This is a genomic window from Candidatus Poriferisodalis sp., assembly GCF_965208895.1.
Lineage (GTDB): Bacteria > Actinomycetota > Acidimicrobiia > Acidimicrobiales > Poriferisodalaceae > Poriferisodalis.
Map to the genome: position 1 here is coordinate 3,882,686 of NZ_OZ242363.1, position 20,267 is coordinate 3,902,952.

Consider the following 20,267-nt stretch of genomic DNA (forward strand, 5'->3'; position numbering starts at 1 on the left):
TGACCTGCGGTTTTGCATGCGCCAAACACCTGAAATGCGACTTTCCGACCACGCTCCTAGGAGACGCTCGACGCCTCCAAAGTGCGCGGTTCGGGCCACCGAGTCAGCACCGACCTGGTCAGCCTCGTCCGCTACGCGCTCGGCGAGGCTGACGTGCTGGTGTCATACCCAGCTCTGGTCGACGAGCGCTTCGAGGCATGGCTGCTACAGCAGTCGAGCGTCGGCCGCTCGTTCTCCCAGGAGCAGGCTGCGTTCTTGGAGCTCGTCAAGGACCGCATCGCAACCAACCTCGGCATCGAGCCCACCGAGCTGACGGATCCTCCGTTCAGCAGCCAAGGCGGCCTCGGCAAAGCCAAACAGCTCTTCGGCGACGAACTCGACGCTCTGCTCGACGAACTCACCACAGTCCTCGCCGCATGATCGGCTAGCCCGAAGCTCGACCAGCCGCGCCTCTCGGCGGGAGCAAACCGCTTGGAGTCGATCGACCGTCCAGAGTTAGGCTGAGCTTGTCGGCGCGAGCGACATGAGGTGACAGCCATGGCAGTTCGAAGTGCGCGTGACCGTAAGGAAACGGCCCGTCGCGGTGAAGAAATCTACGAACGCGACATTGAGCCGAGCCTCGCTGAGGACCAGCACGGCCGCGTCGTCGCCATCGATGTCGACAGCGGCTGCTGGGCCATCGCCGACAAGGTGCTCGATGCGTCAGCCGATTTGAGAGTGCGGTGCCCCGAGGCCACCGACGTGTGGTTCCTGAGGGTGGGCTACCGAGCGGTGGAAGGCTTCGGGGGAAACAGGCTGCGGTCACGGAAATGATCGAGGGCACTGTGAATAACGCTCTCGAAGCGGTCCTTCCGCTGACCGTGTCGGGTCCCGCCGAGCGGACCAGCCGAGTGGACGCCGTCATCGATACCGGCTACAGCGGCGACATCACACTCCCACCCCATGTAGTGAGCGGCCTGGGCCTCACACGTGTCGGCGCCATGAAGCTGAGGCTGGCGAACGGCAACGAGGAAGACTTCGACACCTACGTCGCGAGCGTCGGCTGGTCGGGCAACGAACGAGGCGTAGCGGTCCATGAAACGGAGTCGGAACCGCTGGTTGGCATGTCATTGCTCGAGGGCCACGAGCTTTGGGTCGAGGCACGCCGCGGCGGCCGAGTCCGCATCGATCCGCTCCCCGCATGACCCACGAAATGTCCCCCGAGTGGGAGGCAACGCGCATCAGCGATCGCGGCAAAGCCCGCCAACTCTTCGGCCACGACCTCGACGCTCTGCTCAACGAACTCACGCTCGCCCTGGCCGCATGAGCAACGACCTCCCATGCAGTTGGGTGCAGGCAACGCTTGGAGACATTGCAGATGTGCAGCTGGGGCGGCAGCGCTCACCGCAGCATCACAGTGGCAGTCACATGCGCCCGTACCTCCGTGCCGCCAACGTGACATGGAATGGAATCTCCTTGGACGACGTGAAAGAGATGAACTTCGACGACCGCGACTTCGAGACCTATCGGCTCGAACCGGGCGACCTCCTCCTGAACGAGGCCTCGGGCAGCCCGAACGAAGTCGGCAAGCCAGCCATCTGGCGGGGCGAGATCGCGGACTGCTGTTTCCAGAACACCCTGCTACGGCTGCGCACGCGCGGCATCGACCTAGGCTATCTCTACTGGTACTGCTTCTACTCGGCCTTGACGGGAAGATTCGGCGAGGCCGGCCGCGGTGTCAACATCCGACACATCGGCAAGCGAGGTCTGACGCGATTCCCGATAGCGGTAGCTCCGCGCGCTGAGCAGAAACGCATCGTCGCCGCCATCGAAGAGCACTTCTCCCGGCTCGACGCCGTTGAGTCAAGCTTCCAGCATCCCAAGATCGCACTCCTTCGTCGTTCGATCCTCCAGGAAGCGTTCTGCGGCAAGTTGGTTCCACAGAGTCCCGATGACGAGGCGGCGTCGGTCATGCTGGAAGGCATCGAGGCAGGGGCACGATGAACGAGGACGCGAACTCAGATCCTCACAGGACACCCCTGCCGTTCGCTGACGATGTAGTCGAGCGCCACATTCGGCTTGGTGAGGACAGCAGTTGGGAGTTCAAGGAGGTCGAGTTCCGCGGCGGCCGAGTCGCTGGTCGTCAGCGCGACACCTGGGCCGATGAGATCGTGGCGTTCGCTAACTCCGACGGCGGCGTACTGCTGTTGGGAGTTACCGATGCAGGCGTCGTGACTGGTATGTCGCGGGAGCAGTTGGATTCGGTTGAGCAAGCGGTCCGCGAAATCGGCACCGATGCCGTGAAGCCGAGGGTCCGCGTGCAGATTTATCGTAGAGAGATGCAGGGCCGTGCGTTCCTGCTGATTGCGGTGCCCCGCAGTGATGCTCAGCACGACGGCCCCGGCGGTGCCTTTCAACGCGTCGGTGCTGCGAAGGTGCTGCTGTCGCCGGATGAGCGTCTGCGGCTCGCACAACGTCGCGGTCAGGCACGGTTTGCGGGATTCGATCATCAGCCGGTGGCCGCAACCGGCTTTTCCACACTTGACGAGGACTTGTGGCGACCACTGCTCAGCGATGAGGGCTTGGCAGATCCGCAGGTGGGCCTCGCCAAGCTGGGTTTGCTCACGCGGGACGAGATCGGCGAGGTGCGTGTCTCGGTTGCGGGGGCATTGATGTGCACCCGTAAGCCGGCGCAGCTGATCCCGGGCGCCGAGATCTCAGCAGTGCGCTACCGCGGCGCCGACCGCGCGTCGGGTCAATTTGATGCGCAGACCATCGACGGCCCGCTCGACCGCCAGGTCCGTGATGCGATGCTGTTCGTGCAGCGGAACATGCGGGTCAGCGCTCGCAAGACGCCGGCGAGGGAAGACCTGCCCGAGTACAGCCTTCAGGCAGTGTTCGAAGCAGTCGTGAATGCCGTGGTCCACCGCGACTACGCACTGCGCGCCAGCCGGATTCGCTTGTCGATGTTCGCCGACCGCCTCGAACTGTGCTCCCCGGGATCGCTTCCGAACAGTCTGAGCATCGATGGCATGGGCGAGCGGCAGGCAACCCGCAGCGAGCTGCTGACGTCGGTATTCGGACGGCTCGACGCCAGCGGCATCGAAGCCGCGGCTCGCCGCTATTTCATGGAGCGCCGGGGCGACGGTGTGACCATCATCCGACGCGAGACCCAGGCGCTCACCGGCAAGCTGCCGACCTATCGCCTGCTGGACGGTGACGAGTTGTGTTTGACCATTCCGGCATCGGCACCTCCGGCGGAACCGGCGACCCCCATCGTTACTGTGCGGCGGGCTGGGGTGCCGCTGGAAGGAGCGACGGTGCTTGCGTTGTTCCCGAACAACGCTTGGAAGCGTGCCACGACAGATGCACACGGCGAAGCGCAGCTGGAGCTGCATTCAGCGGAGCTTCCGATGACTGTGTTCGCAGCGGGCGAGGGCTGTGCGGGCCATGTCGAACGAGATTGGGTGCCTGGGGAGCGGGCTCTGGCCGTGGAGCTCACGGAGGTACCGGGCGGCGGGTCGGCGGTGTTCGCGGAATCGACCGGGCAGCTGCCGGGCCTCGTAGGACGGCTGAACCCCATTCGCGACACCCACGACCGCGCCTATCTGTATGCGGACAACATCGCGATCAACGATGGCCAGCAGCAGCCAGTGCGCGTCGCTCCCGGCACCGAACAGCTTCGACTCGAAGACTCCAACGGGAAGGTGTTGTTGGTCACCGTGACGGCCATCGAAGGACGCTCGTCACTGCTGGACTACCGCCGCCCCTGACCGCCGGACCTGATCGAGCCTTGGCGGATTGGTCGCTGCCGTCGTTCGGGGCTCAGGGAAACCGGTAGCGGCAGGTCGTCATGTGTTTGACGTACCAGTCCGATTCGAAGCAGTCCTCGCCGTCGACCTCGACACTGGTGTCCCATGGCGGCGAAAGTGTCGTCGTGTCCATGCAGTAGGCAGCGACAGAGCGATGACCCTCATCTTCGTGGGCCAATATGAGCAGCACCTCTGCGTTGGTATCGGGCGGGATGGTGCCCACGAGCGCCTCCGTGTCCTCTGATGCGCGAAATGTGAACCGGAGCGATGTGGTTCGGCGGCCAGATCGAGGCGTTGAGCTGCCGGACTCTTGGCTGGGCAGCGTTGTTCTCGACCTGGTCAATCCGAATCGCAGGATCTGTTCGCTCCAGTCGGTGCCGTCGATGGAGACCGCGAAGTAGCGGTCGCTCATGCTGTGGAAATGGCAAGTTCGACGGTCACCATGTCATCGGTGCCAAACGAGAGCTGCTTCGGAGCTTCCGGTGCCTCGATCGATTCGAGATCGATGATCTGGTGGGTCGGGTCGGAACTGGAGTACTCGACGATGAATTCGCCTTGGCCGAAACGCGCCGCGACCTTGCCCGCGGTGCTTGCGTCAATCGCATCCACCGTCAGCGCGGTGAATCCCTGCCCTGACGAAGCTGGGTCCTCGATTCGCACCACGTCTCCGACGCGCAGCTCGCAAGCCGGTATTTCCCTCGTGGGGGTCTTGCCAAAAAGCCGGTAGAGATCCTCGTCGGTCACGGCTCCAGCGTAGGCGTGCGCGCTTCGCTGATCGAAGCCGATTTCTCAGATCGCTCCCCGTCGGCGCCCTCGACATGAGCGTGGCAGCTTCCGGCAGGGCGCAAAACCGGCGACCCACGGACGCTACGCAGTAGGGCCTCGCGGCGTAGCGTGAACCGATGCCTGCACACGATCCGAAGGCGATGGTGCAGAAGCTGTGGGACTTCTGTGACGTGCTGCGAGACGACGGCCTGTCCTACGGCGACTATCTGGAACAGCTCACCTACCTGCTGTTCTTGAAGATGGCCGATGAGCAGCACGTCATGCTCGGAGGCGACCGCATCGTTCCGGTCGAGCACGATTGGCAGTCGCTCCTGAGCCGCTCGGGTGCCGATCTTGAAGATCACTACAGCGAGTGCCTGTCGGCTCTGGGCATGAGCGAAGACATGCTCGGCGTGGTGTTCCACAAAGCCCGCAACCGCATCCAGACGCCCGCCAAGCTGGAACAGCTCATCAAGGACTTCATCGATCAGCACGAGTGGATGAGCTACGACGCAGATCTCAAGGGCGACGCGTACGAGGGCCTGATCGAGAAGACCGCCCAGGAGGGCGCCAGGGGAGCGGGCCAGTACTTCACGCCCCGGGCGCTCATCAACGCCATCGTCGACGTGATGGCGCCCGAGCCTGACCATCGCATCTGCGACCCCGCCTGCGGCACCGGCGGGTTCTTCTTGGGTGCGTACCGGTCGATTGTCGAGCGGTTCCCACGCCTGGAGCCCGGTCAGGTTGCTCACTTGCGCTCGGGTGCGTTCACGGGGTGGGAGATCGCCGACCTGCCTGCTCGTCTGTGCGCCATGAACATGTTGCTGCACGGCATCGAGAGTCCCGAGTCGGACTCGCCGATCGTCGTGGACGACGCCCTGCGGGACCCCCCAGGCAGACCCTTTGACATGGTGCTGACCAACCCGCCGTTCGGCCGGTCGTCGTCGGACAGCTACGAGCGGGAGGACTTCTGGGCGACGACCCGAAACAAGCAGCTCAACTTCGTCCAGCACGTGGTGAGCCTGCTGAAGATCGGCGGCGATGCAGCAGTGGTCGTGCCCGACAACGTGCTCTTCGAGGCGGGGGCCGGCGAGACGATCCGCCGCCGGCTGCTGCACGACTGCGAAATCCACACCCTGCTGCGGTTGCCGACCGGGATCTTCTACGCCCAGGGCGTGAAGGCCAACGTACTGTTCTTCCGCCGTCGCGAGGGTGCCGAGGACCCGTGGACTCGCGAGCTGTGGGTGTACGACCTGCGCACCAACAAGCACTTCACGCTCAAGCAGAACCCGCTCACGAGAGCCGACCTGGACGACTTCGTCGCCTGCTACCGGGCCGACGCGCGCCACAACCGTCAGGAATCCGAGCGGTTCAAGCACTATGCCTACGACGAGCTGATCGCCCGCGACAAGGTCAGCCTCGACCTGTTCTGGCTCCGAGACGAGAGCCTCGAAGACGCCGACAACCTGCCACCCCCCGATGTCCTCGCCGCCGAGATCGCCGAAGACCTCGAAGCCGCCCTGGCCGAGATCCAAGCCCTCGCCGAGAGTTTGGCGAGCACTGCCGAACCCGAGTGAGCCGCCGTCGCGAGCGTGTCATGTGGCATGTATCGGGCGGAGGTAGCACCGTCGCCGGCAGTGGAACCCGCGTACTCTCGTCAGAGGTTCTTGTCACACCCCCGGTGCACTCTGGAGTTCGTGCACTTGCCGACGAGTCGCTGCGCTGAGCGACCCACATGTCGACGATTTGTCCGACCGTCTATCTGCCGAAGGGAGGGGTTCATGAGTGAGCGCACCGGAATCGAGTGGACCGAGGCGACCTGGAACCCCACCACCGGTTGCGATCGGACATCTATCGGGTGCGACAACTGCTACGCGCTGACGCTGGCGAAGCGTCTCAAGGCGATGGGAAATCCGCGGTACGAGCGAGACGGCGATCCCGACCTCAGCGGCCCCGGTTTCGGTCTCACGCTGCACTACGACCTGCTCGACCGTCCGCGGCACTGGCGTCGACCGCGCCTGATCTTCGTCAACTCGATGAGCGACCTCTTCCATCCAGAGGTGCCGCTGAATTTCATCCAGAAAGTGTTCGCTGTGATGGCCGACACGCCCCAGCACACCTACCAGGTGCTCACCAAGCGGTCGAAGCGACTCGCTTCGGTGGCAGGTGATCTTGACTGGCCCTCGAACGTGTGGATGGGCGTCACCGTTGAGACACCGCGTTACGCCTTCCGGATCGATCATCTGCGCAAGGTTGACGCCGCGGTGCGCTTCATCAGCGCAGAACCACTCCTCGAGGCGCTGCCGAACCTGGACCTGACCAAGATTCACTGGCTCATCGCTGGAGGTGAGAGTGGTCCGCGCGCCCGACCGATGGAAGCCGATTGGGTCAGAGACCTGCGGGATCAGTGCGCAGACGCCGCCGTCGAGTTCTTCTTCAAGCAGTGGGGAGGCCGCACCCCCAAGGCTGGCGGCCGAGAACTCGATGGCTTGGCCTACGGTTCGATGCCTCAGAAGGAGTCGATGCTCAAGGAAGTCCCTGTCGAGATTGCCCGCTCTCTGGACACCGCGGCATGACATCAACGACTTGGACAATTCCAGAACACACTCGCGCCAAGCATCGGCGGACTCCACCGGTGGTTGCGAGTGATCGGTCATGATGACCGGTTGTTCAACACAGCAACCACCAGTGGAGGTGTCCAGTATGGCAGCGAGGCCGAGCGCATCTTCAGATTCCGGGACGGGGCGCATCAGTACGCGATGTCGAGGGCGTAGCGGAGTGCCTGATCGAGTCGTGCCCGTTTGAGGGCACCGAGTCGGCCGACTGGTTCAGGGTCGAGGCGCGCAATCGGCACGGTCACGATGTTGTCGCAGCTGATGACGCACATCGCTGGCAATCCCTCATCGACGCCGATCTCCACCTCCGAGCGGATGCCGCGCATCGTGCGAGTGATCGGAGCGCAAGTGATTGCTGTCAGCACCGAAGCCGCCGCGTCCCTCGTCAGCACGCACAGGGGTCGTCGCCCGCCGGGCTCCCCGAGATCACCCCAATAGATCTCGTTGCGCGCTACCACGGCGGCGCTGTCTCGGCCGCCAATCGTGCTGCCGCCTCGACGAACGCCGGATCCTGCGGCTGGCGGCGATATGCAGCATCGAGCTCGGCATCGGCCGCGGCCAGATCGGTGGCTTCGATCACAGCTCGTGCACCGCGACGAAGCAACGCGGACCTGTTCGTTCCCTCAGCTGCTGCGATCGCCGCAAGTCGTTCGATGAGTTCGTCGTCGAGCTGAACCAGTACTTCACGCCGAGCCATAGTCATATGCTAAATCATATGGTGATGGAGGCGAACCAGATCTCCGGCGTCGCGGTTCTCAGTTGTTCGCCGGCCGTTGCAACGTGGCGGGCACGACGGCTAGATGTTCGGCCACTGCTCCGTCGTGGAGGCGGCGATCCCATACCGCGACCACCAAGTCGGCGGTGTCGAGCACCAGCGCACTTGCCAGATGGACGGCGTCGGCTCCGCGCAGTCTGTGGCGCCGCGCGAGCAGGCTGGCGGACTGTTCGGTGCCGAGCTGGCCCGTGGGAGTTGCATCGAGGCGAGTGACCGGCACGGTAACGATGTCGTCGCAGTTGATAACGCATGGCCGCGAGCGACGAGTTCGGCATCGGCGGGGCGCTGGTACGTTGCCGGCCATATGACTCAAGACGACGTCACGCTTGCGTCCATGGGAGAGCGATACACCCGGCCTGACTGGGTGCGGCGCATCATCCTCATGGGCGACTCGATCGGGGGTCGGCCCCAGGATCTCGTGCCTATCGATGCCAGTGAGCTGCTGAAGCTGGCAACCGCCTCCGTCGGCGGCATGCCTGTCGGCGACTTGGGAGATCCGGGCTGGCAGCAACGCTTCGAGTCTCTGGCTGCCGATCTGGACGCCTCGCCGATGCACTTGCTCGGCCGGCTGATGACCAAGCAGGAGCTGCTGCGCTCGCTGCGCACCCGCCTTCTGCTCACCGCAGCCATCGACGCCACTCCCGCCATCACCGCAGAGCCCGTGGCGTCACCGGCGATCATCGCCGGCCCCGCTCGCTCGGGCACGACGATCCTGTTTGAGCTCCTCGACCTGCATCCCGACCTGCGAGCCCCGCTCGGCGCCGAGGCGCTCCACCCGGTGCCGCTGCCCGAATCTGGCCTCGCCGATCGGCGCGAGATGGGCGAGTGCGAGCAGGAGTTCTGGGCCGACATCCAGCCCGAGTTCCTGGCCATGCACGAATTCCGGGCCGACCTGCCCGTCGAGTGCATCACGCTCACCACCGGCAGCTTCGCCGGCTACCACTGGAGCATGATTGCCCCGCTGACCGGGTGGGTTCCCGACCTCGACGTGAACTTCAGCTACGAGCGACAGATTCTCCAGGTGCTCCAGCACGGCGCGGGTCCCACCCGATGGGTGCTCAAGACGCCCGGCCACCTCTTCGTGCTGCCGCAGCTGTTCGCCGCCTTCGGCGACGCCTGGGTGATCCAGACCCACCGCGACCCGGCGCGCACCATGGCTTCCACTGCCAGCATTACGACCTTGGTCCACTGGATGCGCTTTTCCGATGTGGACGTCGGCGGGTACGCCCAATTCGTGCACGATGCCTTCGCCTTCGCCCTCAACGACTCGGTGAACCTGCGGACCACCGGCGTCGTGCCAAATGAGCGCTTCGTGGACGTCCGCTACACCCAGCTGGTGAGCGACCCCGTCGGAGCGCTGGGCACCGCCCTCGAGCAGATGGGCCTGCCGATGACCGATGCCTACGCCAAAGCCGTGCGTGACTACCTGGCGCACAAGCCCAAGGGCAAGTACGGCACTCATCGCTACCAGCCCGAGGACTGGGGATTCACTGCGCAGGGCATTCGTGCCGCCACAAAGCAGTACATCGAACACTTCGACCTGCCCCCAGAAGGCTGAGCCGAGCTCGTCCCCCTTGCCGAGGATCGGGAGCGGGCCCGTCAGTAGACGATGTTGAGTGCGTAACGGAGCGCTCGGTCGAGGACCACCCGCTTGAGCGGGTCGAGGCGGCCGCCCGCCGCGTATCGAGGGCGCCGATCGGCACGCTGACCGGCCGGATCTGCGGCCGGGCGTCAGTCGGCGAAGGTGTCGAGGAGGTGCTGATTGCGCTCCACGAAGCGTTGATGCCGCTCGGCCCCGTCGGGTGCGCCGAAGACGGTCCGCTCCACACCGAGTTGCCGATACAGCTCCAGCTTCTCTTCAGTCGGCCGGCTGAAGCAATACATCGAGATCGGCACGCTGTCGGGATCTCGCCCGTAGGACTCCACAGCGGACCGGAAGCGATCGACGGCCTTGCGCGGATCGCCCAAGAAGTCGTCGAGCGGGCACCACCCGTCGGCATATTCCGCCGCGTGCTGCATGCCAATCCGTCCCTGGCAGCCCATCAGCACCGGTGGCCCCGGCTGCTGGACCGGTTTGGGGTACACCCACGACGGCTCGATGTGCACATGTGTGCCCGAGTAGCCCGCCTCGTGCTGGCTCCATTGGCCGCGCAGCGCCTCGATCGTCTCGCGCATGGCCACGTACCGCTGCGCCCACGGCACCGCCGACACATTGGCCAGCTCCTCTCGATTCCAGCCGACGCCCACGCCAAACAGGAACCGCCCGTCGGACACCTCGTCCAGCGTCGCCACGCTCTTCGCCAGGTCAAGCACCTCGTGCTCGAGCACCAGGCACACGCCGGTCACCAGCTTGATCCTCGACGTCACAGCCGCCGCCGCGCCCAGCGAGGTGAACGGGTCGCGCATGTGCCAGTAGAGCTGTGGCAGCTCGATTCCGGCCGGGTGCGGCGTTTCGCGGCTTGCCGGAATGTGGCTGTGCTCGCCCACCCACAGCGAGTCATAGCCGCGCTGTTCGGCCTCGACCGCCATGTCGGTCGTGCGGTGCCCGTAGTCGCTGTTCGGTGTTGCCAGCCCGATCTTCATGCGCTTGCGCCTTCCCGTCGATGAGCCCTGAGGCCCCGCCGACCGCCGAATTCGGTCACTCAGCGCGCTGGGTGCCGACTTTCAGGTCGCGGAACGGGCTCGTGGTGTCGATGCCGGGTTCCTTGGGCAGACCGAGCACACGCTCGCCGACGATGTTGCGCATGACTTCGTCGGAGCCGCCGGCAATGCGCATGGCCGGGAAGCCCAGCACGAAGCCGGCCCACGAGAACGTGCCCCATTCGCCCGAGTCCGCCACCAGCCTCGGCCCGATCGTGTCGGCTACGAACTCGCAGGTGGCGTTCATCTGGCGGATCAGCCCCATCTTCGACAGCGACATCTCCGGCCCGGGCGTGCGGCCGGCCCGCAGTGAATCCATGGTGCGCTGGTTCGACCAGCCGAGCACCTTGCCGTGGGTGTAGATCTCGGCGAGCTTCTGGCGGGACAGCGCGTCGGCGTTCAGGCCGTAGTGATTGGCCATCGCCGCCAGCTTGGTGAAGCTGCCGCCGCCGGTGCCGCCCCCTGAGCCGCCGCCGATCGCCGCTCGCTCATTCATCAGTGTGGTGAGCGCCACGCCCCAGCCCTGGTTCACATCGCCGAGGCGGTGCGAATCGGGCACTCGCACGTCGGTGAAGTACACCTCGTTGAAATTTGCCCCGCCGGTCATCTGGCGCAGCGGCCGCACTTCCACGCCGGGGGCCTTCATGTCCACGAGGAACCCGGTCAGGCCCTGGTGCTTGGGCTGGTCGAAGTCGGACCGGGCGATCACCTCGCCGATGTCGGAGTAGTGCGCGCCCGAAGTCCACACTTTCTGGCCGTTGAGGATCCACTCCTCGCCGTCGCGCTCGGCTCGCATCTGCAGGCTGGCGAGGTCTGAACCGGCGCCCGGCTCGGAGAACAGCTGGCAACCCACGATGTCGGCCCGGTACATCTGAGGCAGCACGTCGGCGGACACCTCGGGGCTGGCGTGGGCCAAGATGGTGGGTGCCACCATGCCCAGGCCGATGCCGAAGAATCCGCCGTCGGGCGTGTCGAACTGGCTCTCGAGCTGGCCCCAGACGCGCTCGTACTTGCGGGGCATGCCGCTGCCGCCCAGCTCGGTCGGCCCACTGATCCAGCCGAAACCGGCGTCGTACTTGGTGGCCCGCCATTCCTTCGACGCCTCGAGTTCCTGCATCTCGCGCTCGCGGTCGACTTCTTCGAAGAGCGCCGCATTGTCGGGGCCCTCGCCCCACACGAACTCGCGCCGTTCGGCCTTGCGCTTGGCGTTGGCCTCCAAGAACTCCAGCGCCTCAGCGGCAAACTGCTCCTCGGTGATCTCAGCGGTGTCGGCAGCGGCCATGTCGGGCTCCTGATGGTGGGGAGGACTGTGGGGAAGTCCGGCGGACAAGCAGCCCCAAGCTAGCGACATATCTCGCTACGCTCATCGGCCATGGGTCAGCCCGTCCGTGTAGCAGAACGACCGTCGTCCGTCCGTGCGGGCACCGTTCAATTCGAGACGAACCGTCCGCTGACCGGGGCGGGCCATCGCTACTACAACAGTGCGGACGATGCGGCCAGCGCCGAGGACCCGGCCGACCTGCTGGCATGGCGCCTGTTCCAGCGGGGCGGCGTCGACCACATCCACGTGTACGGCAACGTGGCCACCATCGACCTTTCTCGGGGTCATACCTCTGACGGCATCGCCGAGATCATCGAAGAGCTGTTCGCTCACTACCGCTAGCTCGCTGGCGGTAGCGACAAGCACGGCCGCTGGCTCGCTGGCGGTAGCGACAAGCACGGCCGCTGGCTCGCTGGCGGTAGCGACAAGCACGGCCGCCACGCGTACCGGCATCGTCACTTCAGGGCTACCGTTGCGCCCATGACCGAAGACGAGTTTCGTTCCGAGCTCACTGCGCGGGGCTATGGCGAGCCCCGAGACGCGGTGTTCGCGCCCGATGCCGACGGGGAGCTTCACAGCCACGATTTCTCGGCGATGGCCATGGTGACCGAGGGCGAGTTCCGGCTGGGGCTCACTGATGAGACCCGGGTCATGGCCGTGGGGGACTGGTGCGAGGTTCCCGCTGGCATGCTGCACAGCGAGCAGGCTGGCCCGATCGGCGCCACCCTGCTCGTCGGGACGAAGTAGCTCGACGCAGCGCGACTCCTGGCCGAAGCGTCGCCTTTGCCGCAGACGCTTCAGGCGAAGCACGAATACAGACGACAGCAAGTAAACATTCGTTTGTGAAGACAATTGTTCGTCTAGCCTGTCGCGATGGCAGTACAGATGCGGGACACAGCCGGCCCTCGTGGGGTCGGCGAATCAAACACAGCCGGTCCTCGTGGGGCCGGCGAATCAGATACAGCGTCCCCCTGGCCGGGACGGCTGGGTGCGCCGGCCCCTGCCGAGGTGTTGGCAGAACCAGAGCCGCTCGTGGTACTTGATGCAGACGGCGAGCCGGTGGGTGTGAGCGGCAGGGTGCACCTCAGCGCTCCTCCCGTGGTGCTGCGGCGGGCTGACGGGCGCACCAGCGCCATCACGGCGTGGGCAGGGCCGTGGCCGCTGGACGAGCGTTGGTAGGACTTGCGAGCACGCCGCCGCCAGGCCCGGTTCCAGCTGGTGCTCGACGACGGCACCGCCCATCTGTGCGCCGTCGAGGGTGGCCGCTGGCAGCGCGAAGCCACCTACGACTGAGCCGGAGTATGGCGGTGCGCTGGCGAAGTGCGTGCCGGTTTGGCTAGCCGAGCAATCCTGCGTACAGCGGTGTCAAGAGGGCCACCATGATTCCTGTCATCGACAGCATCATCGTGCGAGTCTGCTTGGCGATGGCGCTGTCGACGTAGGCGCGCATGCGTTCTTCGACGGCAGCGATGTCATCCTTGGTGGCGACTCTGTCGGCACCGTCGGGCAGGACGCATTTCATGAGCGTGGCGGCGGGTTCTTCGCCGAGCGTGGTGATGAGTTGGTTCACCAAGGCGGTCCGTTCGATCTCGTCGATAGCCACGGGGTGCTCCTTGAGTCTAGGCGCGGCGGTGAGACGGGCTTCCGGCACCCTGTACGCGGATCAGTCCGGCTGAGGGGGCAGTGCGAAGTCCGGCAGATGCCGCGGTCTTCGATGGTCGGCACGCCGTGAGGGCCCGGCGGCGAGGCAGGGCTGCAACATATGTTGACACGCGTCTCAGTGCCAGCGATTATCGGAACACCAGCACCGGAATCAGCCGGCGCCGGTCCGGGTCAGTTGCCGTTGGTGGACCAGTGCCAAGGCTCGCTGGGCAGGTTGTACAGGCCGTAAGTCGCAGCGTTCCTCTTCAACCACTGGAATGCCGTCGAGTTGCGGCTGGTGATCGAGCGCCCGTTGTGCCGGAAGTCGATCGCGAGGCCGCGCTCGTGCATGGATCGACCTGGCCGGGCGGTAGGCGGTCGGCACTGGTAGGAGGGTCTCTGGTAGATCGCCCACTGGCTCGTCCCGCAGTGCGCCCGGCGCAACGCGATCTGCGATGCGGCGCTGCGGTAGCCGCCTCCGGTCAGCCTGATCTCGTCACGGGCCGCGTGCTCGAGCAGGTCTTGCACCTTGCTGGCGATCGACTCGTGCACTCGGATGCCGCCCACCCACGTCAGCTCGCTGAGGTCGATGTTGTTGTCGATGGGTTGCCCAGCAGTGCCTTCACGCTCCCGGCGGGCTCGTTCCTCTGCCTCGCGCCGCTTGCGTTCCTCTTCTGCCTTCCGGCGCTTCAGTTCGGTCTCGATGCGTCGCTGCTCGGTGATGGCGCTGGTGACGAGGATTGCCGTCTCGGCGACATCGGCTGCGGCGTCGTCGTTCCATTCCTGCAGCGCCGCCTGCTCGTACAGCAAGGCGTCGAGCTCGTCCTCGAGCTCCACGAGCACGATGGCCTCTTGCTCGACGGCGTCGAGCAAGTCCTCCAGTGCGCGCTCGGACTCGACGCGACGGATGTCTCGCAGTTCCTCGGCTCGCTCGAATTCGCGCAACGCCAGTTCCGCGTCAATGGTGAGGGCCCTCAGCTGGTCACCGGTTGCGTTCAAGTCGCCAAGGGCCGCACCGATGAGGACCCGGATGCGGGCAGCATCGTAGATGTCGCCGGTGCGCACCAAACCGTAGGAGCCTTCCACCAGAGCGTCGTGACCGACATAGGTCTGAACGATGAGGTCGATGACGCGCTGGCCCAACTCAGAGTGCTGCTCGTCGAGCGACAGAACGCGCTGGATCGCCGCCTCGACCGATGCCTCAGCGCCGGCCAAGGCCAACTCGGCTTGGTCGAGATCGGCTCGCTGCTCGTTCACCAGCAGCCTCAGCTGGTCGAAGGCCACCAGCACCTCGTTGACATCGGCCTGCTGCAAGTCGACTTCCACGATCTTCCCGAGCAGGTCCGCTTGGGCCTCATCACGGATCCGCTTCTCCTCGGCAAGCTGTGCCTCGAGTTCCTTCTGCTGCTGTTCCAGCTGTTCTTGGCGCTTGCGCAGCTCAGCATCGGAGGGCTGCGACTGCGCACCGGTGCCGGCAATCGGCACGACGCTCACGACGAGCGCGAACGCGATCGCTGCGACGCCGCGCCGCGCCACCGGTCGGTGAGTCGCATCTCGGCGTGAGCGTTGCCGTGAACCTCGCACCAGGCGCGTCCTTGCTAGGAGGCTGAGCCGAATGGCGCAGCCGTGGCCCGAGCGGCCCGTGAGCGAAGCGAGCGAGAGCGGGAAACAGCAGATGCAGCAGCGGGAAGGTTCACCAAATCGCGCTTCCTCTGAAGCCAGCTCGGCGCCGGCGCCGTCGAGTGCTTGCGGTCGCCCGTGGTCATCGCAAGCGATGACCGGGACCTTCGGCCCAAGGTACCGACGAACGGCCGGCCGTGGGTGTCGCCCTCAGGGATTCTCAGCCCGCTCCCAGAACGATCCTGTCCCCGACAGTCATGGTCACGGCAGGGAACCTCGGCATGGGTGAGGTGATTCGGCCCCTCAGACCCTGCCGGCTCGGGCTGAGCGCGGCTACTCGTCGACGACGCGATTGTGCAGAATCCCGATGCCGGGGACCTCGAAGTCGATCTCGTCGCCCGGAACCAGCCAGCGTGGCGGTTCGTGAGATCCGCCGGTGCCCTCGGGCGAGCCCGTGGCGATGACATCGCCGGGTTCGAGCGGCATCACCTTCGACAGGTACGAGATGATCTCGGGAACGGAGAAGATCATCTCGCTCGCACTGGCCCGCTGGCGCTGCGCGCCGTTCACGCGGCAGATCACCTCCAGCGCGGCGGGGTCAGCGATCTCGTCAGCGGTGGTGATCCAGGGGCCCATCGACCCGGAGCGGAAGAAGTTCTTGCCCGCTGCCACGCTGTGGCGCTGCCAGTCCCGGACCGATCCGTCGTTGAGGATCGTGTAGCCGCCCACGAAGCCGAGCGCTTCGGAAGCGTCAATATGACGGCCTGCCCGACCGATGATCACTGCCAGCTCCACCTCGTAGTCGAACTGAACCGACGCCGTGGGCCGGACGAGACGCTCGTTGTGAGCCACGAGCGTGCCCGGAGGCTTGTTGAAGTAGACCGGTTGCGCCGGTGCCTGCACATTGCCGCCCAGCGGGTACTTCTTGTGATAGTTCGCACCGGCGCACAGCATGCGAGCGCCCACGTCTGCGGGAAGGGCGAACGTGATGTCGTCCCACCCACGTTCGGTTGGAATCTGGGCGAGCGACGCCGGATCGGCCAGGGCGGCAGCAACCGCCTGCCCGATGGTGGTGATGGTTCCGCCATTTGCTTCCCGGCCGTCGAGCCGCGCGACTCCGTCATCAGTCGCGACACCGATGCGGGTCGAGTCGTCGCCGGCGATTGTGTAGCGCAGCAGTCTCACGGCGTGCCACCGTACTTGTCGGCGCCGGCTTGCTCGCTGAGGGTGTGCTCGTCGACTCGGCCCCTGGGCGTCAGTTCGTCGCGGTTCGGCGCAGCGGTTCGCCTCCCGCCGTGCGGATCGTGGCCTCGAATGAGTCGAGGTCCGTTCCGCTCACGTGACCGGTCCACGGCTCGCCGACGCCGAGGCTGTCCAGCGGCGGCTCGACGGTGACCTCCACCCGTGGGCTGTCGGTGCGCAGCACCAGGGTCGCGTCGGCGCCGGCGGCCCAGCGAGCGACGACATCTGCCCGGCGGAAGCTGATGTCGGCGAGGACAAGCCCTTCATCGGTCGCTGCGAGCAGTCGATGCACGTTGAACAGGAGTTGGTGCGCGACGACTGCCGCCACGATCAGCAGCCAGCCGATGCCCCACGCGATCGCAAAGCCGGCGCCAAGGGCGAATCCGGCTACCCGGACGATCATGATGCGTCGGTGCGCTCTGGCCGTTGCGACATCGGTGACCACCACTGCGCTGCGTACGGTCGAGCCGATCTCGCTGAGCAGTTCGACTGCTCGCTCGAGTGCACGGTCCGAGGGAGTCATCCCGACTCTTGCATCGGGAGGCCGAGGGGGATCAGCCCGTCGGCATCGGCGATTTGCTGTGCGACGGCGAGCAACAACTGCTCGCCGCCGTGCGCGGCGTGCAGTTGCATGCCCAGCGGCAGGCCATCGGGGTCGAGCGCCGTCGGCAGCGAGACGGCTGGCTGCCCGCTCATGTTGGCCTGGTTGACGAACACGGCCAACTCAGCGATGCGCCTGGCGCCGTCGGTCGGGTCGGACAGGTAGCCGAGCGGCGGTGTCACGTCGGCGAGCACGGGCGTGAGCAGCACGTCGTAGGTGTCTTGGCTCCGCGGGCCCCCTTGGACAAGTGGCCCAGCGCTCCAGAACGGCATGACGCGCCTGCGCCAGCGTGCGAGTTCTTCCAGCGACTGCACGAAGGCGGTGGCCGGCAGCGAACGGCCCAGTTCGGCCGACCACCAGTTGGCGGGCTCGATGTCGTCGGCTGTCATCGGCCGCCCCAGCCGTTCCGTCCAGCCGGCCAGTTCGGCCGCCATGGCCACGGTGCGCACGACGATCGCGTGATCGGCGATTTCGGAGCTGTACCAGCCGTCAGGTGCGGTATCAGGCTCGACACGGTGGCCCAATTCGGCCAGCAGGCTTGCCGTGCGCTCAGTGGCACTCCGAACCGGTTCGCTGGCACGGCCGCCGGTTCCCGTCGACACGGCGATGCGCAGAGGCGGCAACGAGGCTGTCGCCGAGTCGGCGAATGACTCGCCGGGCCGAAGCGGGGGAGCGATGTAGGGATCCCCGGGGGCTGGACGGCTGATGACATCCAAGCATCGCGCTGCATCGCGCACTGTGCGCGTGAGCATCCCATCGACGGCGAATCCGCCGCGATGCTCGCCGAGCCGCGGAGCGGTCGAGACCCGGCCTCGAGATGGCTTCAACCCGATGAGGCCGCATGCCGCAGCCGGCACGCGTATCGAGCCACCGCCGTCGTTGCCATGCGCGAGCGGCACGATGCCTGCCGCGACGGCCGCTGCCGAACCGCCGCTCGACCCGCCCGCAGAGCGGGTCAGGTCCCACGGGTTTGCGGTCGGGCCATAGACAGCCGGCTCCGTGGTGATGGTGGTGCCGAACTCAGGGGTGTTCGTGCGCCCGACCGAGACCATTCCCGCACTGCGCAGCAACCGGTACAGGTGGCTGTCGAGCGTGCCGCGCCATTCCAAGTCGATGAGAAAGCGCGCCCCGGCGTGGTGGAACTCGCCCGCTTGCTCGCAGCCGAGATCCTTGACCGCTATCGGGATGCCGTCGAACGGCGCGTCACGGTGATCGCATACGCCCGCACGGCGATCCGACCAGCGCTGCGTCGCCTCGGCGGCCTCAGCCAGGGCCCGCTCGGGTCGAGGATGGATGACTGCGTTCAGCGCTGCGTTCAGCCGCTCCATCCGCTCGAGCGCGGCCTGCATCGCCTCCGACGGATTCGTCTCGCCGGCTGCAAAGGCCGCCTCCAGCGCCGTCGCGTCCTCGTTGCGGCAGCCGGCGGTCATCGGGCGGGCATACGCAGAGCCGGAAGTCTCCGAGGCTGAGCCCCGGGCCCGAGCGGCCCGTGAGCGACAGCGAACAAGAGCGGGAGGTGCAGGGCGAAGCCGTGGCCCGAGCGGCCCGTGAGCGACAGCGAACAAGAGCGGGGGACAAACGATGGGGCAGCGGGAAGGCTCACCTGTCAGCGTGTCTCCTCAAGCCGTCCCGGCCCAGAGAGGCGGTGTGCGCCCCGCCCATGGCGCGGCGCGCTCCAGCTGGCCGGCGAGCGACAGCAGCATTTCCTCGCCGGCGTGGGGACCTACGAACTGCACGCCCACGGGAAGTCCTGACTCGGTCCAGCTCAGCGGCACCGACATCGCAGGCTGCCCGGACACGTTGAACTGGGGCGTGAAGTGCAGCAGTTCGTTCAGCCGGCCTCGGCCGGTCTCGGGGTTGCGCAACTCGCCGAGGCGAGGCGGCGGCTCGGCCATGATCGGCGAGACCAGGACATCGTGAGAAGCCCACCATGCGGCGAGGCGTCGCGTCCACGCATGGCACCACTCGAGCGCGGCCACATACTGCGTTCCGCTGACACTGCGCCCGATTTCCAAGAGCGCCCACGTGTCGCCTTCGACATCGGGCCGGCTCATGGGCCGGCCCAGGGCTTGTTCGACTCCGGCCAGCATGACGACGTTCTGCACAGACACGATCGTGCGGAAGTGATCGAAGAACTCTTCGTGGAACATCTCGGCGGGGTGTGAGTAGTCGACCTTGTGTCCCAAGCTCTCGGCGAGCCGCCCGGCGGCTTCGACAGCGTGACGGCACTGCGCATCGGTTGGACCCCACTCGGAGTGAGCGCACAGGCCGACCCGCAGTGCTTGGGGCTCGCGGCCCGCAGCGGATTCGAAGGTGTCCGACGGCGGCGGTGCCCAGTACGGGTCACCGGGCCACGGCCGGCTGATGCCGTCGAGCACCCGGGCACTGTCGCGCACGCTGCGGCTGACGACGCCGTCGACGCTGAAGCCGGCCCATCCGTCTCCTGAGTCGGGTCCGAGCGAGACTCGCCCGCGGTTGGGTTTCAGCCCGAAGAGCCCGCAATTGGCGGCAGGCACGCGGATCGAGCCGCCCCCGTCGTTGGCGTGCGCGATGGGCACGATGCCTGCGGCGACTGCCGCGGCAGACCCGCCGCTGGACCCGCCGGTCGAATGGCCGGTGTTCCACGGGTTTGCTGTAGGGCCGTAGGCCACCGGCTCGGTTGTGATGGTCAGGCCGAATTCGGGCGTGTTGGTGCGCCCGAAATTCACCAATCCCAATGCGGCGAACATGGTCGCCAGATGAGCTGTGCTCGATGCGGCATAGCCCGCGTCTTTGAGCGCCGCGTTGCCGGCGTGATAGGGCTGGCCTTCGGTGGTGCAGGTCAGGTCCTTGGTGAGGAACGGGACCCCTGCCAGCGTCCCGCCGCCGGCGCCCGCGTCCCGTGCGGCGTCGTGGCTTTCGGCCGCCTGGCGGGCATTGCCGTCGAGCCGCCCGATGATGGCGTTGATCTGGGGGTTGAGCCGGTCGGCCCGGGCGATGGCCTCATCGAGGAGCTCGAGGGCCGAGGCGGTGCCCGAGGCGAACAGCTCAGCGGTGTCCACACCGTCGGGCAGGTCGCTGGCTGGTGCGCCGGCAGATGTGCCGGCGAGTGATGATTCGGCCATGAGCGCAACGTAGTGCGGTTCCCGGGTGGGATCACGGGATGCGCTGTCGCGCATCTGGACGGGTACGACCTCAGAACTTCTGTTCTAGGAACTTTTGTTCTTAGAACTGATGTTCGTTAGTGTTGCGCCGTGGGTTTCACGAATTCGGGCAT

At 66.2% G+C, this 20,267-nt stretch carries 24 protein-coding genes and 1 pseudogene; 12 read left to right on the forward strand and 13 right to left on the reverse strand.

What is annotated here, in order from left to right:
* Window positions 1–81: 81 nt before the first annotated feature.
* The 6 genes from ACOGJB_RS17425 (at window position 82) to ACOGJB_RS17450 (ending at window position 3,752) form a co-directional block, all read left to right on the forward strand.
* Entirely contained in the window at window positions 82–420 is a 339-nt protein-coding gene (locus ACOGJB_RS17425) for a type I restriction-modification enzyme R subunit C-terminal domain-containing protein (RefSeq protein ID WP_419838349.1), read from the forward strand.
* Between the two features lie 117 nt (window positions 421–537).
* Window positions 538–813, forward strand: coding sequence for a hypothetical protein (locus ACOGJB_RS17430; RefSeq protein WP_419838350.1), 276 nt, complete (start codon window positions 538–540; stop codon window positions 811–813).
* Window positions 810–1,184, forward strand: a complete 375-nt coding sequence (locus ACOGJB_RS17435; RefSeq protein ID WP_419838351.1) for a clan AA aspartic protease — start codon at window positions 810–812, stop codon at window positions 1,182–1,184. The genes ACOGJB_RS17430 and ACOGJB_RS17435 overlap by 4 nt, the downstream gene beginning before the upstream one ends.
* Window positions 1,181–1,306 carry a hypothetical protein gene (locus tag ACOGJB_RS17440; protein ID WP_419838352.1) on the forward strand — a complete coding sequence of 42 codons (126 nt, stop codon included), beginning with the start codon at window positions 1,181–1,183 and terminating at the stop codon, window positions 1,304–1,306. Before ACOGJB_RS17435 ends, ACOGJB_RS17440 begins: the two co-directional genes overlap by 4 nt.
* 101 nt (window positions 1,307–1,407) lie before the next feature.
* Window positions 1,408–1,983, forward strand: coding sequence for a hypothetical protein (locus ACOGJB_RS17445; RefSeq protein WP_419838353.1), 576 nt, complete (start codon window positions 1,408–1,410; stop codon window positions 1,981–1,983).
* Window positions 1,980–3,752: an RNA-binding domain-containing protein gene (locus ACOGJB_RS17450; RefSeq protein WP_419838354.1), complete on the forward strand. Its 1,773-nt coding sequence runs from the start codon at window positions 1,980–1,982 to the stop codon at window positions 3,750–3,752. Before ACOGJB_RS17445 ends, ACOGJB_RS17450 begins: the two co-directional genes overlap by 4 nt.
* Before the next feature lie 52 nt (window positions 3,753–3,804).
* Here ACOGJB_RS17450 and ACOGJB_RS17455 read toward each other — a convergent pair whose 3' ends face one another.
* Both ACOGJB_RS17455 and ACOGJB_RS17460 read right to left on the reverse strand, forming a co-directional pair.
* Entirely contained in the window at window positions 3,805–4,203 is a 399-nt protein-coding gene (locus ACOGJB_RS17455) for a hypothetical protein (protein ID WP_419838355.1), read from the reverse strand.
* Complete coding sequence (locus ACOGJB_RS17460) at window positions 4,200–4,535, reverse strand: hypothetical protein (RefSeq protein WP_419838356.1); 336 nt, start codon at window positions 4,533–4,535, stop codon at window positions 4,200–4,202. Before ACOGJB_RS17460 ends, ACOGJB_RS17455 begins: the two co-directional genes overlap by 4 nt.
* 158 nt (window positions 4,536–4,693) lie before the next feature.
* Between ACOGJB_RS17460 and ACOGJB_RS17465 the strand changes: the two genes are divergently transcribed.
* Both ACOGJB_RS17465 and ACOGJB_RS17470 read left to right on the forward strand, forming a co-directional pair.
* Complete coding sequence (locus ACOGJB_RS17465; protein WP_419838357.1) at window positions 4,694–6,133, forward strand: N-6 DNA methylase; 1,440 nt, start codon at window positions 4,694–4,696, stop codon at window positions 6,131–6,133.
* Between the two features lie 204 nt (window positions 6,134–6,337).
* A complete protein-coding gene (locus tag ACOGJB_RS17470) occupies window positions 6,338–7,132 on the forward strand; it encodes a DUF5131 family protein (RefSeq protein WP_419838358.1) in 795 nt (264 codons plus the stop codon).
* A 173-nt stretch (window positions 7,133–7,305) separates the two neighbouring features.
* Here ACOGJB_RS17470 and ACOGJB_RS17475 read toward each other — a convergent pair whose 3' ends face one another.
* The 3 genes and pseudogenes from ACOGJB_RS17475 to ACOGJB_RS17485 all read right to left on the reverse strand — a co-directional run.
* Complete coding sequence (locus ACOGJB_RS17475; RefSeq protein WP_419838359.1) at window positions 7,306–7,629, reverse strand: type II toxin-antitoxin system PemK/MazF family toxin; 324 nt, start codon at window positions 7,627–7,629, stop codon at window positions 7,306–7,308.
* On the reverse strand, window positions 7,623–7,874 hold the full coding sequence (locus ACOGJB_RS17480; protein ID WP_419838360.1) for a ribbon-helix-helix protein, CopG family: 252 nt from the start codon (window positions 7,872–7,874) through the stop codon (window positions 7,623–7,625). Before ACOGJB_RS17480 ends, ACOGJB_RS17475 begins: the two co-directional genes overlap by 7 nt.
* A gap of 52 nt (window positions 7,875–7,926) precedes the next feature.
* A pseudogene (locus ACOGJB_RS17485) lies at window positions 7,927–8,118 on the reverse strand (VapC toxin family PIN domain ribonuclease); the annotation flags it as partial.
* A gap of 132 nt (window positions 8,119–8,250) precedes the next feature.
* Between ACOGJB_RS17485 and ACOGJB_RS17490 the strand changes: the two are divergent.
* Window positions 8,251–9,504 (forward strand): sulfotransferase family protein, encoded by a 1,254-nt coding sequence (locus ACOGJB_RS17490; RefSeq protein ID WP_419838361.1) that lies wholly within the window; start codon window positions 8,251–8,253, stop codon window positions 9,502–9,504.
* A gap of 173 nt (window positions 9,505–9,677) precedes the next feature.
* On the opposite strand, the gene ACOGJB_RS17495 is transcribed toward ACOGJB_RS17490, so the two are convergent.
* Both ACOGJB_RS17495 and ACOGJB_RS17500 read right to left on the reverse strand, forming a co-directional pair.
* The gene (locus ACOGJB_RS17495) at window positions 9,678–10,529 is read right to left on the reverse strand and encodes an LLM class F420-dependent oxidoreductase (RefSeq protein ID WP_419838362.1); all 852 of its coding nucleotides are present in this window, start codon (window positions 10,527–10,529) and stop codon (window positions 9,678–9,680) included.
* Between the two features lie 55 nt (window positions 10,530–10,584).
* Window positions 10,585–11,868: an acyl-CoA dehydrogenase family protein gene (locus tag ACOGJB_RS17500; protein ID WP_419838363.1), complete on the reverse strand. Its 1,284-nt coding sequence runs from the start codon at window positions 11,866–11,868 to the stop codon at window positions 10,585–10,587.
* 90 nt (window positions 11,869–11,958) lie between these two features.
* On the opposite strand from ACOGJB_RS17500, the gene ACOGJB_RS17505 reads away from it, so the two are divergent.
* The 3 genes from ACOGJB_RS17505 to ACOGJB_RS17515 all read left to right on the forward strand — a co-directional run bounded on the left by ACOGJB_RS17505 (window position 11,959) and on the right by ACOGJB_RS17515 (window position 13,086).
* Window positions 11,959–12,249: a hypothetical protein gene (locus ACOGJB_RS17505; protein WP_419838364.1), complete on the forward strand. Its 291-nt coding sequence runs from the start codon at window positions 11,959–11,961 to the stop codon at window positions 12,247–12,249.
* Window positions 12,250–12,387: 138 nt separating this feature from the next.
* Window positions 12,388–12,654: a cupin domain-containing protein gene (locus tag ACOGJB_RS17510; protein WP_419838365.1), complete on the forward strand. Its 267-nt coding sequence runs from the start codon at window positions 12,388–12,390 to the stop codon at window positions 12,652–12,654.
* 261 nt (window positions 12,655–12,915) lie between these two features.
* A complete protein-coding gene (locus ACOGJB_RS17515) occupies window positions 12,916–13,086 on the forward strand; it encodes a hypothetical protein (protein WP_419838366.1) in 171 nt (56 codons plus the stop codon).
* Between the two features lie 157 nt (window positions 13,087–13,243).
* Here ACOGJB_RS17515 and ACOGJB_RS17520 read toward each other — a convergent pair whose 3' ends face one another.
* The 6 genes from ACOGJB_RS17520 to ACOGJB_RS17545 form a co-directional block, all read right to left on the reverse strand.
* Entirely contained in the window at window positions 13,244–13,510 is a 267-nt protein-coding gene (locus tag ACOGJB_RS17520; RefSeq protein WP_419838367.1) for a hypothetical protein, read from the reverse strand.
* A gap of 230 nt (window positions 13,511–13,740) precedes the next feature.
* Window positions 13,741–15,084: a D-alanyl-D-alanine carboxypeptidase family protein gene (locus tag ACOGJB_RS17525; protein WP_419838368.1), complete on the reverse strand. Its 1,344-nt coding sequence runs from the start codon at window positions 15,082–15,084 to the stop codon at window positions 13,741–13,743.
* 417 nt (window positions 15,085–15,501) lie between these two features.
* The gene (locus ACOGJB_RS17530; protein ID WP_419838369.1) at window positions 15,502–16,353 is read right to left on the reverse strand and encodes a fumarylacetoacetate hydrolase family protein; all 852 of its coding nucleotides are present in this window, start codon (window positions 16,351–16,353) and stop codon (window positions 15,502–15,504) included.
* 70 nt (window positions 16,354–16,423) lie between these two features.
* On the reverse strand, window positions 16,424–16,933 hold the full coding sequence (locus ACOGJB_RS17535; RefSeq protein WP_419838370.1) for a hypothetical protein: 510 nt from the start codon (window positions 16,931–16,933) through the stop codon (window positions 16,424–16,426).
* A complete protein-coding gene (locus tag ACOGJB_RS17540; RefSeq protein ID WP_419838371.1) occupies window positions 16,930–18,441 on the reverse strand; it encodes an amidase in 1,512 nt (503 codons plus the stop codon). Before ACOGJB_RS17540 ends, ACOGJB_RS17535 begins: the two co-directional genes overlap by 4 nt.
* A gap of 189 nt (window positions 18,442–18,630) precedes the next feature.
* Window positions 18,631–20,115, reverse strand: coding sequence for an amidase (locus tag ACOGJB_RS17545; RefSeq protein WP_419838372.1), 1,485 nt, complete (start codon window positions 20,113–20,115; stop codon window positions 18,631–18,633).
* Window positions 20,116–20,267 lie beyond the last annotated feature (152 nt).